Below are 12,628 nucleotides of genomic sequence, written 5' to 3' on the forward strand. Positions count from 1 at the left end.
TCCCTTGATTACTGCTGCACCATAACTTCATATTTTTTCTCCTGCAGGACTTTATGACTCAGCTTCTGCTCTTCGCTTGTAGCAAAGCTTACACGCAGAACTCCTGTAATCCCTTCACGGATTTCGAGGATTTGAATGTTTTTTATGCTGATTCCATCCGCTGCCAAAAGACCAATCACATCATGGATAGCCCCCGGCTGGTCATGAATATCTACATAAATGTCATAAAAAGCGGGAATGGCTCCCCTTTCCTTCACAGGAAGACCGTCACGGTAAAGCTTGGCTTCTTTCAAGTATTCATATGTTTCCTCTTCCGCCTCCTCCTTCAGGAAGGTGCGGACTTTATCCATTTCGTTGATCCAATCCTCAAGCATTGCAATAAGGAGGTCCCTGTTTTGAAAGAAAATATCCTGCCAGAGCTTCGGGTTGCTGGAAGCGATCCGGGTGATATCCTTAAAACCGCCGGCAGCCAGGTGTTCAATGTATGGGTGGGTTTCCTGCCAAACCTTCGCCTGATGCACGAGGGAGGAAGCAATTAAATGTGGAAAGTGGGAAATGACCGCAGTCATTTCATCATGTTCACTTGTCGAAAACGTCAGGAAACGAGCGTTTGTTTCGGATAGTAAATCCTTAAGCCTTTCCGCTTCCTTCTTTGTGCCATTAAGGGCGGGCGTGAGAACGTATATCGCATTTTCAAACAGATGAGGTTTCGCCGCTGTATAGCCCTGCTTGTGTGAGCCGGCCATTGGATGGCCGCCCACAAAGGAAAGCAGAGGGTGTGTCAGGCGGTCCGCTGCTTTTAAAACCTGATTTTTCACAGATGACACATCCGTAACAAGCAGCGGTTTAGTCAGCTCCACGTTTTCTAGCTGATGGAGAAAATCGATGGTGACTGAAATAGGCGTAGCCAGAATACATACATCCGCCTCCACCACTGCTTTAGAAAAGTTAAAAGATGCCTGGTCAATGACGCCCTGCTTCAGCGCCATATTCAAAGCTGCTTCGTCTCCGTCCATACCGATGACAAAAACATCTTCTTTCTTAGATACATTCATTGCAATCGATCCGCCGATTAATCCTAAACCGACGATGAGGACCGTCTGTTTCATGACTGCTTAACCATTTCCAGCTTCTTTTTCATGGCCTGTTGAATCTGGAGCATGTCGTCTTCTCTGCCGATAGTCAATCGTATGGAATTCGGCAGTCCAAGCGCTTCGCCGGAGCGAACGATAAACCCTTGAGTAAGGAGGTATTCAAACATCTCATCCCCGCTGATAGGGAGCTGGATCAAAAGGAAGTTCGCCTGGGTGTCATAATAGCCCAGACCGTTTTCATCACAGAAACGCATCAAGGCTCTTTTATTTTTATGGGTGGCTTCCACTGTTGTCGTAATAAATTCCTGATCGTCCAGAGCGAGTATCGCAGCAGCCTGGGCAACTGTAGATGTATTGAACGGTTCTCTTGCTGGTTCAAGTACCTGAATGACCTCCGCTGCGGCCAAGCCGAATCCGATACGCAGGCCGGCAAGACCATAAGCTTTTGAAAAGGTACGAAGAACCATTACGTTCGGGTATTGATTTAATGCAGAGACCGCATCAAAAGAATCTTCCGCTTCCAGGTATTCGTAGTAGGCTTCATCAAGCACGACCAGTACATGTTCAGGGACTCTGGCCAGCACGTCTTGTATCGTTTCTTCGTTGATGTGAACCCCTGTTGGGTTATTCGGTGTACAGATCCATAAAACACGCGTGTTTTCATCAATTTGACGAATCATTTCCTCGAGGTCATGATGACCTTCCTTCAACGGAACTTCCCTCACTTCCGCCCCTTCTATCAAGGCATTGTGACGGTACTGGGGAAACGTCGGAGAAGCCATGACCGTATTGGCACCAGGCTCAAGGAATGTGCGGCAGATGATTTGGACAACTTCATCCGATCCATTTCCAAAAATGATCTGGTCTTCATCCACCCCAAGAAAACTGGAAACCTTCGTCCTCACACCCGCTGCATAGCCGTCCGGATAAATTTCCAGTTTGGAAACGAGCTTTGGAAGCTCTTCCTTCACCACAGGAGAAAAGCCGTATGGATTTTCGTTGGAAGCCAGTTTGACAATACGGTCAAGCCCGTACTCTTTTTTCACCTCTTCAATGCCTTTGCCGGGTTTATAAGGTTTCATCGTCTTAAGAATATCTTTTGCTTTCATGAAAAAACTCCTCTCAACTCTTTAAATCAGGGCGAAGTCGAACGGCCTGATGATGATATACATGCTGAATCTGTGCCTGCTCAATCTTAGTCCGGGCCGTCACCATCACGCGGATGCATTTTTCAAGGCTGCCAGGTACGGGAATCTCCCTCATGCACATGACAGGCACATACGTCCATCCATCTATCTGCCTCAAGCTTTTCGCTGGAAAGGTATCCGTTAAATCTTCGGTAACGGTAAAGTAAACGGAAACGACATCATCCGCATCCAGCTGGTTAGCCGTAATGATCGCCTGCATCATTTCTAATGAACGGTTGACGATTTCATCCTGTTCATTGTTTTCGACGGTCGTAGCTCCTCTGATTCCTCTGATCATCATCCGTTCCCCACCTCTTCTATGACACATTTTAATTCATTTAACAGGAGACTGTCATCCATGGCCTGGACATAAGGATGTCCTACACCATCCAGCAGAACAAAGTTAATCTGCCTGCCGATCGTTTTCTTATCCCACTTCATACGATCCACCAGTTTTTCAGCATCAAGGCCTCTCAATAGATCAAGCGGGTATTCATTTTTTCTTAACCAGTTTACATAATCATTTACTCGTAAATCTTTTCCGCTTGTTATGCTGCTCAATTTCAATGCATATAAAAGCCCGAGGGCTACAGCTTCTCCATGTGTCACTCTGCCATAACCGAGCTCGGATTCAACCGCGTGGGCAAGCGTGTGCCCAAGATTCAAGTACTGGCGGATATCCGCTTCCTTCTCGTCTTTTTCCACGATAGAGGCCTTCACTTGAATGCCTCTATATAAATCTTCCTCCAGCTGCCTGCTTGTCAAGGTATCCAGCGACACATCAAGAAGGCTGTCAAGCCAGTTTACATCACTTAGGAACGCGTGTTTAATGACTTCTCCGTAACCGGAGCGGATTTCCTTCCGGGAAAGTGTAGCGATGGTTTCAAGGTCATAAACGACTTTCTGAGGGTTGAAAAAGCTCCCGATAAGATTTTTTCCTCTGTGATGATTGATGGCTACTTTCCCGCCGACACTGCTGTCATGAGCCAGAATTGTAGTCGGCACTTGGATATAATCGATACCTCTTAAGTACGTTGAAGCGGTAAAGCCCGCGAGGTCGCCAATCATACCGCCGCCAAGGGCGATGATCAATGAGCGGCGGTCCAGCTGATGAGTCGTGCAGGCATCGAGGAGCTGCTCATAACATTCCATACTTTTCGATGCTTCCCCACTTGGGACCACAGCAGTATAGACGTACCGGTCACTGGTAAACGACTGCTTTACATCTTCGAGGTAATAATCCGATACCTGATCATCGGTGATGATCAGGATGGACTGATAGTCTTTTTCCAACATGTCAGGAATCCTATGACGAATCCCTTCTCCAAGGACAACCTCATATTCATGTGTACTTGCCGTGATCTGTAATGTCTTCATCAAAAATCCCTGATTTCTTTTCTGTAATCATCAACCGCCCGCTTAAGACGTGGGAAATAGTCGGATGGAAATTCTTCTGTTATCGCTTTGGCCAGTTCAAAAGCAACGATATGTTCCATTACAACAGACGCTGCCGGTACTGCACAGGAGTCTGACCGCTCGATACTTGCATTAAATGGCTCTTTCGATTCGATATCCACACTCTGCAGAGGCTTGTACAACGTCGGAATCGGCTTCATAACGCCTTTGACCACAATCGGCATCCCTGTAGTCATCCCGCCTTCAAACCCGCCAAGACGGTTCGTCCTGCGTGTGTAACCTTCCTCTTCACTCCAAAGGATCTCATCATGGACCTGGCTTCCAGGTTTTCTTGCTGCTTCAAAACCAATTCCAAATTCCACCCCTTTGTAGGCGTTGATGCTCATCACGGCCTGGGCAATTTTAGCATCAAGCTTCCGGTCGTACTGGACATAAGAGCCAATCCCTGCAGGCATCCCTTCTACGTAAACCTCAGTGACCCCTCCGATGGAATCTCCATCCTTCTTCGCATCATCAATGGCTTTCATCATTTTTTCAGCCGCCTGTTCGTCAAATGTACGGACAGGAGAAGCCTCGGAAATTTCACGGCGTTCGCTCAGGGTAAGATTTTCATCTACATCACTGACGATGCCCGCGATTTCTCTTACATAGCCGGCAACTTCAATGCCAAGTTCTTTAAGGAGAACTTTCGCGACCGCTCCTGCACCTACCCTTGCAGCTGTTTCCCTTGCTGATGAACGTTCCAGCACATTCCGCATATCACGATGACCATATTTCATTCCGCCATTTAGATCGGCGTGACCCGGGCGGGGCTTCGTTACAGTCCGTCGAATTTTATCTGTACCTTCGGGAAGGGGATCTTCTCCCATAATATCTGTCCAATGCTTAAAGTCATCATTATGTACAACAAGCGTAATGGGTGACCCTAACGTATATCCATGTCTTACACCACTTGTAATTTCTACGAGATCTTTTTCGATCTGCATCCGTTTTCCACGACCGTAGCCACCCTGGCGGCGTATGAGTGATTCATTGATCTGTTCCCTCAACAGTGGAAGATGAGAGGGGATGCCTTCCAGTATTGTTGTCAGTTGTTTTCCGTGTGATTCACCAGCGGTTAAGTAGCGCATGAATATTGTACCTCCTGTATAGGTACCCCCGGATATAACGGGGGATAAATTTTAGATACTACTATATCATAAGGAATCCCGTTTGTAACATCGAAAAATTCAATTTTTTTATTAATCTTTCATGAAAACGCTTTTACACCCGAAACCGCCGATGCTCTATTTACTTTCTGGTAAAAAAAGGTATCAAAAACCTTGAAATGATAGTGTTCCGGCGAAAAAATCTGCTCCGTACTGCCTACAAAGAAAATGCCGTCCGCCTTCAGAGCCTGGTTGAATTTAACATACAGTTCCTTTTTGGCCTCTTCCGTAAAGTAAATCATGACATTGCGGCAGACGATCAGGTCGCACTTGGAAGGGAAAGCATCGGCCAGCAGATTGTGTTCCTTAAACACGACGCGGCTCCTGATATCTTCATGAACATGGTAAAATGGACCTTCTTTAGTAAAGTGCGCCTGCTTTATATCATCAGGAACTTCTTTAAGTGACCGCTCGTGATACACGCCTTCTTTCGCACGCGCCAGAGCTAGAGGATCGATGTCTGTAGCGATAATTTCCAACTGTTCCCGAGGAAAAAAACGCGCAAGGATCATCGCCAGGGTATAAGGCTCCTCCCCCGTAGAACATGCGGCACTCCATATGCGCAGACGCTGATTCTTTTTCGATAAATGAGGAATCACTTTCTTTTCCAGAACATCAAAACGCTGCCGGTTCCGATAAAATTCTGAAACGTTGATCGTGACTTTATTCATCAACTCTTCCAATAGTTCACGGTCTCCCTCCAAAGCTTGAAAGTAGCTTTTAAAACTGGGGTACCCTCTTTTGTCACGCAGTGAGGTAAGTCGCCGTTTCATCTGCGTCTCTTTATAGAGAGAAAGGTCAATGCCTGTCTTTGCATAAATATTTACCGTAAAGCTTAGGTAATCATCTGTCATCCCCGCGCCCCCTGCTTCTATAATCTACCCTTAAGATTACGCTACCGCCTGCTTATTGTAAATATAGAGAGGTAGAAACAAAAAAACCGCCCGCAGGCGGTTTTATCGTTCATTCATAGACCCAGGCAAGGCTGTCTTTTTGATAATCAACCAGTTCTCCTTCGTTGAAGAACAGGGAAATTTCTCTTTCTGCACTTTCTTTTGAATCGGAGCCATGGATGACATTCTTCCCAACGATCATGCCAAAGTCCCCGCGGATTGTCCCAGGAGCTGCGTCTGAAGGCTTTGTAGCCCCCATCATCTGGCGTGCGGCCGCTATGACGTCCTCCCCTTCCCATACCATTGCAAATACAGGACCGGAAGTGATGAATTCGACCAATTCACCGAAGAAAGGCTTCTCTTTATGCTCGCCGTAGTGTTCTTGTGCCAATTCCTCTGGAATAGACATCAGCTTGGCACCGGCCAATTTGAAACCTTTCCGCTCGAATCTTCCTGTGATTTCTCCAATCAAATTACGCTGTACACCGTCGGGTTTAACCATTAAAAAAGTCTTTTCCATGACAAACACCTCATCTTATGTATAGTCTGAAAGCGCTTTTAATAAGTGCCATAAAAAGTCTATCAAACAATGAAAGGAAAGGCAATAGAATCATGCCCTTCTTTTTCCAATATACTTGGCGATTCCTTTCAAAGTCTGCTTGGCACGCCCTGCTGGAAGTCCATCCAGTGACTGATAGGCTTTCTGCAGATACAGGTCGCTGATTTCAAGGGATCGTTCAATCGAACCATTTGTCTGGATGGTCCGGATTAGAGGCTTCAGTTTTTCTGTCGTTTCCGCTTCTGTGCCTGTAAAAGCTTCCTGAAGCTGCTTCTTGAAAAGCGGGTCTTCCATAGAAAGAAGCACCGGCAGCGTCACATTTCCCTGCAGAAGGTCACTGCCCGCCGGTTTACCAAGCTCCTCTTCAGAAGCTGTAAAGTCCAGCACATCATCGATGATCTGATAGGACATCCCTACATTGTAGCCATATCGGTAAAGCTCTTTTTCCCTCTCCTCGGCAACATTCGCAGCAATGGCTCCCAGGCGGCAGCTGGCCGCGATAAGCAGAGCTGTTTTCCTTTTGATCCGTCGTAAGTAGGTGCGGAAATTCTGGTGGACATTGTATTTGTCCTTAATCTGTTCAATTTCACCAAGACACAATTCCACCATCGTTCCAGCAAGAATCTGATGGGCCTTCGGGTTTTCAAGAACCGACAGCGTTTCCAGAGAGCGTGCAAATATGTAATCCCCTGTATACATTGCAATGCGGTTATCCCACCTTGCTTTAATGGTTGGTTCCCCTCTTCTCAGCTCCGCTTCATCTATGACATCATCATGGACGAGAGAGGCTGTATGGATCAGCTCTAAAGAAACAGCAACGGCTTTCATCCGCTCAATATCATAATCGCCGTATTTGCCCCCGAGAAGAACGAAGACAGGGCGGATCCTCTTGCCGCCTGCCTGGAGAAGCTGACTGGACGCATCTCTTAAAACCGTATTGTTGGACTGAATGGTATCATTGACTGCATCTTCAATCACAGCCAGGTCATTTTTTAGAAAAGAGTAGATCATAGCTAATTTCATTCTAGTTCATCCTCGGTTAAAGCTTTTCACCCATATGCATAGCTGCTACGCCGCCTGTATAGGATTTGACAATGACGTTGGAAAGGCCGGCATCCTCAAACATCATTTTTAATTCTTTCTTGCCGGGAAAGTCCTTGGCTGATTCATGAAGCCAGCTGTACTCCTGATAACTCTTTGCAAACACCCTGCCGAAAAGCGGCATGATATTTCCAAAATAGAAGTAATACATCCGTTTAAAAAACGGATTTGTCGGCTGGGAGGTTTCCAAACAGACGACTTTACCGCCGGGCTTGACGACCCGGTACATTTCCCGAAGCACCTGCTGGTAATCAGGCACGTTCCTTAAACCAAATCCAATGGTTACAAAATCGAATTGATCATCCTCAAATGGAAGTGCCATCGCATTTCCATGCTGAAACTCAACCTGACGCACTCGACCGGCCAGCTTTTTCTTGATACCGACAGAGAGCATGTTCTCACTGAAATCCAGGCCGGTGACTTTTCCATTGCTGCTGACGGCTTCTGCCAAAGCCATTGTCCAGTCCCCCGTCCCACAACAGACGTCAAGGGCCGTATCGCCCGGCTGGACATTCATGCGCTTCATGACGTCCCTGCGCCAAAGCCTGTGCTGTTGGAAGGAAATAATGGAATTCATACTATCATAACGTCCGTATATTTTCTCAAACACATGGTGTACCCGTTCTTCTTTCGTCTGTGGATCCATAACTTACCCTTCTTCCGCGATCTGTCTATGATTAAATTGATGATGAATAGCTGCATGAACGTAGGATTTCAGCCAGTTGAAATGAATGGGCAGCTGGGCCACCGCTGCCTCAAGATGGTTCACATGACTCTGCAGCATCTGTTCAAGGCTTCCGATCACCTGTCCGTGATTCCCGAAAAGGCCGGGCCTTTTCACAAGGGCTTCAATCAACGGCGATACGTTCCCCTCCTGATAACTGCGTTTTTCCTCCATCAATTTCTTAGCCAGCAGCCATTCCCCTGCCATGTCATTGATGGCTGTTTTTTGAACATAAGCACCTACTCTTTGTATGAGCAGCGATTCAATTTTCTTCACACCATCCAGAAATTCCTGAAAAGACTCCACATCTTTATAGTAGAGTTCCATTTTGAGCTCATTGATTTCCTTTATGGCTCCCGCAAGGGTATGAATCATGGGAATATCATTCAACTGGGATAATAAATAATAGTAGAGCCCGCTGAAATAATCACCAGCCAGAACCGTGAGCTGGCGGTGCCTTACTGTTTCTTTATCATCTTCGTCATCAGTCAAGGTAACCAGATCATGGGTGTCCAGAGCAATTTGTACGAGCATGGTCGTAATAATATACTGCTCTTTCTTCTCCACCGGCAGTGTTGTATGGTTCATAATGGAAGATAAGATAACAAGTTTGTCGTCATCGATGTGCGGCTCAGGTATAAAACGAACCAAATAAGGATGGCGGACCTTGGCTGCGATTTTACTTTTGAGCTGCTTAATATCGTTATCTGAAGAATTCAACATGATCACCCGGTCCCTTCCTGAACACTAATAAACATTCCTATTATAGCATATTTCGCCATTCCCTGTATGTATCGGACACCAGAGGATATCCATCACTCTGTGTCGTTGGTCATTTCCCCGTGGCTCGTCTGAATAACCGCTTTTCCGCGTACCTTCACAGCAGATGTATGCTCTGTAAACTGAGCAATCATCACTTCATTACGGTCCAGCTTTTCGGAATGGTGGAATCTTGTGTCCGTTCCTCTTGTAAGACCAATGACATTCACACCATCTTCCAGTGCTTTAATTACAAAAAAATCGTTGTTGGATGCAGACATCGCAGGAGCCCTCCTTCTTTATCTTAACTATGTCTTAATGAGCCGCCTTTGTCAAAATATCCACCCTGTTGAATGGGCCTGAGATCGCGATTCAACTACAGTATGGACGCATAACCGGCTTTTTACTATGAAAAAAAGGAAAAGGGTGCAGTGTGCACCCTTTTCCCAAGCCCTATGTAGCTGATTATTTAACCGCATCTTTAAGGGCTTTACCAGGTTTGAACGCTGGTACTTTGCTTGCAGAGATTTCAATCTCTTCACCAGTTTGTGGGTTACGGCCTTTACGTGCCGCACGCTCACGAACTTCAAAGTTACCGAATCCGATCAGCTGGACTTTGTCACCATCTTTAAGTGAATCCATGATAGATTCGAATACAGAATCTACAGCTTGAGTCGCATCTTTTTTAGAAAGATCTGCTTTTTCAGATACCGCATTGATTAGATCTGTTTTGTTCATGACATTCACCTCCTCCCGAGAAGGTTAAACTCATTCAAGCGGTGTTCACCGCTATAAATGTTTATTTAACGGTCATCATTTGATGACAAGCCTTATAATAAACGAGTTTTTCATGAAATTCAATAGACAATCCTTTAAAAATCGCGTTACAATGCGATTTCAACGCTGAATTGTGGTTCACTTTCCATTCAGACGCGGAAATGTCCAACAATTACAAAAAAACCTGCAAAGCCTGTCATGACAACGTTTCTACCAGTATGAACATCTTCTCACAGGTTAATACGACGTTGTTGTAAAAAAATCCTTCATTTCAAAGTTTTTCAGTAAAAAAATTTTCAAATCCTTCGTCCAGAAAGCCTGAAAAGACGCGGTTTTCACATTTCACCCCATTTGAAAGCGCCTCCCGGATTGCAAGGAGCAATCCGGAATACCATCCTTATGTATGCCTTTAGATCAGGTACCAACGTTCTTCCAGCTGCTTTTTCTGATAAAAACCCAAGGATGCAGATCAAAAGCCATAATAAAAATAAAAACGGCTCTTAATAAGAGCCGTTACAGAATGATTGCGATCATACCGCCTGAACCTTCATTGATAATCCGTTCCAGTGTTTCCTGAAGCTTGTAGCGGGCATTTTCAGGCATTAATGCCAGTTTCGCCTGGATACCTTCTCTGACAATAGAACTCAGGGAACGCCCGAAAATGTCAGAATTCCAAATGGAAAGCGGGTCATCTTCAAAGTCCTGCATTAAATATCGGACGAGCTCTTCACTCTGTTTCTCTGTTCCGATAATCGGCGAAAATTCAGACTGCACATCCACTTTAACCATATGAATGGAAGGGGCAACCGCCTTGAGACGCACACCAAACCTCGATCCTTGTCTGATAATTTCCGGCTCATCCAGCTTCATATCTTCAAGAGAAGGAGCTGCAATCCCATAACCGGTCTGCTTTACCATTTGCAGGGCATCAGCCACTTGATCATATTCGCGTTTTGCATAGGAGAAATCCTGCATGATTTCCAACAGGTGATCCCTGCCCCGGATTTCTTCACCTACAATTTCCTTCAGGACATGATCATATAAGTGCTCCGGTGCCTGCAGGTCAATTTCAGCGATCCCTTCACCAAGATCCATGCCCGAAATATGAGCCCCTGTTATATACTCATACTGATCGAAGCTGCCTACGACATCGTCGACATCCCGGAGACGCTTGATGTCTTTGACAGTATCTTCGATCGCCGCCTGCAGGTTCGCTCTCAACCAGTGCCTGGAGTCAAGCACCATCACCCAGCTCGGCAGGTTCACATTCACCTCAAGGACCGGAAATTCAAACAGCGCTTCCCGAAGGACACTCTGAACATCCTGTTCTCTCATACTCTCTACAGAAAGAGCCAGGCACGGGATATCATATTTCTCCGCAAGGGACTCCCGGAGATGTTCGGTGTTCGGATGATGAGGCTGGGCGGAATTGATGATCATAATAAAAGGTTTTCCAACCTCTCTCAGTTCTTCAACAATTTTCTCCTCGGCCTCCACATAATCCTGCCTTGGTATTTCGCCTATCGTCCCGTCTGTCGTGACTACAATTCCAATCGTGGAGTGCTCCTGGATCACTTTCTGTGTCCCTATTTCAGCTGCTTCATGAAACGGGATGGCCTCCTCATACCACGGCGTGTGAATCATCCTCGGCCCGTGTTCATCTTCATAGCCGACAGCCCCGTTAACAGCATAACCCACACAGTCCACCATTCGGACTCTGATATCCAGATGGTCATCTATTGTAATATTAGCCGCTTGGTTAGGGACGAATTTAGGCTCGGTGGTCATAATCGTTTTTCCAGCTGCACTCTGTGGCAGTTCATCCAAAGCACGTTCCCTGTCAGATTCCTCATCCATGTTGGGCAGTACAACAAGCTCCATAAATTTCTTTATAAATGTTGACTTACCCGTGCGTACAGCACCGACAACACCTAAATAAATATCTCCATTTGTCCGTTTGGAAATATCACTGAAGATATCAACCTTTTCCAAAGGATCCCCTCCCAAATGTAATTTCACCACCATACAAGCCTAGACACTCTGATTCTATGACGTTGTCCCAGGTGAATATGCCAGAAATCTATAATCAAGCGGCACAAGCACCTCAGCCTGGGAAAGGAACGTGAAAGAGAAAGACATAAAAAAACCGCTCCCACAGGGGGAACGGTTCAATCAGGAAGATGACGGGGCGGTTAAAAATACCGGCTCTCCCTCTTCCACCGTATAGGCCGTTGAATAGGCAGGCACAATCGGGGTATAATCCGTCAGAAGAAAACGAATGTCCTCTCCTGCCTCATACGCATGGTCCTCTGATCGAAGATACGCATAGAGGTCTTTCCGGTAATCGATATAGACCTGTCCCTGCTCATCCAGGTAAACCGGAAGACGTTGATCAGAATATGGACTGTCCACCATTGGCGGTTCGTCCATTCCGATCTTCTCATAATCCAGCTCGTACACCCCTTGGGACACGAAATCTCCTAAAGGAGGATAGCGGTTGTTATCCGTATAGAATTTGACTTTCACCTGGAGTGACCTGACTTCTTCTGTCGTCCGCAGGTCCAGCACTTTCACAGTCGGATCCGTTTCCGGATGAATAATGACATACTGGTAATGGCCCCCGTTCTCAAAAGATGTCCCCGGGAGTTCTCCAAGAATGTTCATTTCCTTCAGCTTGCTGAACTCAATAGGATATTTTTGAAAAAGCGGTGTATCCTGATCTTTCGTCTTAATAGGAAGAAGCCCGTCTGTTCTTTCCTGATAAGTATCGACAGCGTCCTGTACCATGTTCAGCTGCTGATCGTTGGGAACCTGGTTTTTCTGAAGTCTTTCTTGAGGATATAAGCACCCGGTTAACAGGAAAAGAAGAATGAGCAGCCCTGAGTAGTGAAAAATCTTCATGCTGTTTCC

The 12,628-nt window shown here is 46.0% G+C and carries 14 protein-coding genes; all 14 read right to left on the bottom strand.

Annotated features, from left to right (window positions below; genetic code table 11):
- Positions 1 to 8: 8 nt before the first annotated feature.
- The 14 genes from ACXAD6_RS09635 to ACXAD6_RS09700 all read right to left on the bottom strand — a co-directional run bounded on the left by ACXAD6_RS09635 (position 9) and on the right by ACXAD6_RS09700 (position 12,619).
- The gene (locus tag ACXAD6_RS09635) at positions 9 to 1,109 is read right to left on the bottom strand and encodes a prephenate dehydrogenase (protein WP_474968686.1); all 1,101 of its coding nucleotides are present in this window, start codon (positions 1,107 to 1,109) and stop codon (positions 9 to 11) included.
- Positions 1,106 to 2,203: a histidinol-phosphate transaminase gene (gene hisC / locus ACXAD6_RS09640; protein ID WP_474968687.1), complete on the bottom strand. Its 1,098-nt coding sequence runs from the start codon at positions 2,201 to 2,203 to the stop codon at positions 1,106 to 1,108. The genes ACXAD6_RS09635 and hisC overlap by 4 nt, the downstream gene beginning before the upstream one ends.
- 13 nt (positions 2,204 to 2,216) lie before the next feature.
- Complete coding sequence (gene aroH / locus ACXAD6_RS09645) at positions 2,217 to 2,579, bottom strand: chorismate mutase (protein ID WP_474970395.1); 363 nt, start codon at positions 2,577 to 2,579, stop codon at positions 2,217 to 2,219.
- The gene (gene aroB, locus ACXAD6_RS09650) at positions 2,579 to 3,658 is read right to left on the bottom strand and encodes a 3-dehydroquinate synthase (protein ID WP_474968688.1); all 1,080 of its coding nucleotides are present in this window, start codon (positions 3,656 to 3,658) and stop codon (positions 2,579 to 2,581) included. The genes aroH and aroB overlap by 1 nt, the downstream gene beginning before the upstream one ends.
- Positions 3,658 to 4,827: a chorismate synthase gene (aroC, locus tag ACXAD6_RS09655; protein WP_474968689.1), complete on the bottom strand. Its 1,170-nt coding sequence runs from the start codon at positions 4,825 to 4,827 to the stop codon at positions 3,658 to 3,660. Before aroC ends, aroB begins: the two co-directional genes overlap by 1 nt.
- A gap of 119 nt (positions 4,828 to 4,946) precedes the next feature.
- On the bottom strand, positions 4,947 to 5,759 hold the full coding sequence (locus tag ACXAD6_RS09660; protein WP_474968690.1) for a CheR family methyltransferase: 813 nt from the start codon (positions 5,757 to 5,759) through the stop codon (positions 4,947 to 4,949).
- Positions 5,760 to 5,868: 109 nt separating this feature from the next.
- Positions 5,869 to 6,318, bottom strand: coding sequence for a nucleoside-diphosphate kinase (gene ndk, locus ACXAD6_RS09665; RefSeq protein ID WP_027954418.1), 450 nt, complete (start codon positions 6,316 to 6,318; stop codon positions 5,869 to 5,871).
- A 90-nt stretch (positions 6,319 to 6,408) separates the two neighbouring features.
- Positions 6,409 to 7,380 (bottom strand): heptaprenyl diphosphate synthase component II, encoded by a 972-nt coding sequence (gene hepT, locus ACXAD6_RS09670; RefSeq protein ID WP_474968691.1) that lies wholly within the window; start codon positions 7,378 to 7,380, stop codon positions 6,409 to 6,411.
- 16 nt (positions 7,381 to 7,396) lie between these two features.
- A complete protein-coding gene (locus ACXAD6_RS09675) occupies positions 7,397 to 8,104 on the bottom strand; it encodes a demethylmenaquinone methyltransferase (protein WP_474968692.1) in 708 nt (235 codons plus the stop codon).
- A 3-nt stretch (positions 8,105 to 8,107) separates the two neighbouring features.
- Entirely contained in the window at positions 8,108 to 8,905 is a 798-nt protein-coding gene (locus tag ACXAD6_RS09680; RefSeq protein ID WP_474970396.1) for a heptaprenyl diphosphate synthase component 1, read from the bottom strand.
- Between the two features lie 92 nt (positions 8,906 to 8,997).
- Positions 8,998 to 9,222 carry a trp RNA-binding attenuation protein MtrB gene (gene mtrB, locus ACXAD6_RS09685; protein ID WP_027954422.1) on the bottom strand — a complete coding sequence of 75 codons (225 nt, stop codon included), beginning with the start codon at positions 9,220 to 9,222 and terminating at the stop codon, positions 8,998 to 9,000.
- Between the two features lie 184 nt (positions 9,223 to 9,406).
- Positions 9,407 to 9,679 carry an HU family DNA-binding protein gene (locus tag ACXAD6_RS09690; RefSeq protein ID WP_008638574.1) on the bottom strand — a complete coding sequence of 91 codons (273 nt, stop codon included), beginning with the start codon at positions 9,677 to 9,679 and terminating at the stop codon, positions 9,407 to 9,409.
- Positions 9,680 to 10,231: 552 nt separating this feature from the next.
- Entirely contained in the window at positions 10,232 to 11,710 is a 1,479-nt protein-coding gene (gene spoIVA, locus ACXAD6_RS09695) for a stage IV sporulation protein A (RefSeq protein ID WP_474968693.1), read from the bottom strand.
- Between the two features lie 180 nt (positions 11,711 to 11,890).
- Positions 11,891 to 12,619, bottom strand: coding sequence for a hypothetical protein (locus ACXAD6_RS09700; RefSeq protein ID WP_474968694.1), 729 nt, complete (start codon positions 12,617 to 12,619; stop codon positions 11,891 to 11,893).
- Positions 12,620 to 12,628 lie beyond the last annotated feature (9 nt).

Source organism: Halobacillus sp. ABH2_015 (assembly GCF_056158945.1).

Coding starts and splice junctions, on each gene's coding strand:
- ACXAD6_RS09635 (WP_474968686.1), bottom strand. CDS start 1,109: ATGAAACAGACGGTCCTCATCGTCGGTTTAGGATTAATCGGCGGATCG.
- hisC (WP_474968687.1), bottom strand. CDS start 2,203: ATGAAAGCAAAAGATATTCTTAAGACGATGAAACCTTATAAACCCGGC.
- aroH (WP_474970395.1), bottom strand. CDS start 2,579: ATGATCAGAGGAATCAGAGGAGCTACGACCGTCGAAAACAATGAACAG.
- aroB (WP_474968688.1), bottom strand. CDS start 3,658: ATGAAGACATTACAGATCACGGCAAGTACACATGAATATGAGGTTGTC.
- aroC (WP_474968689.1), bottom strand. CDS start 4,827: ATGCGCTACTTAACCGCTGGTGAATCACACGGAAAACAACTGACAACA.
- ACXAD6_RS09660 (WP_474968690.1), bottom strand. CDS start 5,759: ATGACAGATGATTACCTAAGCTTTACGGTAAATATTTATGCAAAGACA.
- ndk (WP_027954418.1), bottom strand. CDS start 6,318: ATGGAAAAGACTTTTTTAATGGTTAAACCCGACGGTGTACAGCGTAAT.
- hepT (WP_474968691.1), bottom strand. CDS start 7,380: ATGAAATTAGCTATGATCTACTCTTTTCTAAAAAATGACCTGGCTGTG.
- ACXAD6_RS09675 (WP_474968692.1), bottom strand. CDS start 8,104: ATGGATCCACAGACGAAAGAAGAACGGGTACACCATGTGTTTGAGAAA.
- ACXAD6_RS09680 (WP_474970396.1), bottom strand. CDS start 8,905: ATGTTGAATTCTTCAGATAACGATATTAAGCAGCTCAAAAGTAAAATC.
- mtrB (WP_027954422.1), bottom strand. CDS start 9,222: ATGTCTGCATCCAACAACGATTTTTTTGTAATTAAAGCACTGGAAGAT.
- ACXAD6_RS09690 (WP_008638574.1), bottom strand. CDS start 9,679: ATGAACAAAACAGATCTAATCAATGCGGTATCTGAAAAAGCAGATCTT.
- ACXAD6_RS09700 (WP_474968694.1), bottom strand. CDS start 12,619: ATGAAGATTTTTCACTACTCAGGGCTGCTCATTCTTCTTTTCCTGTTA.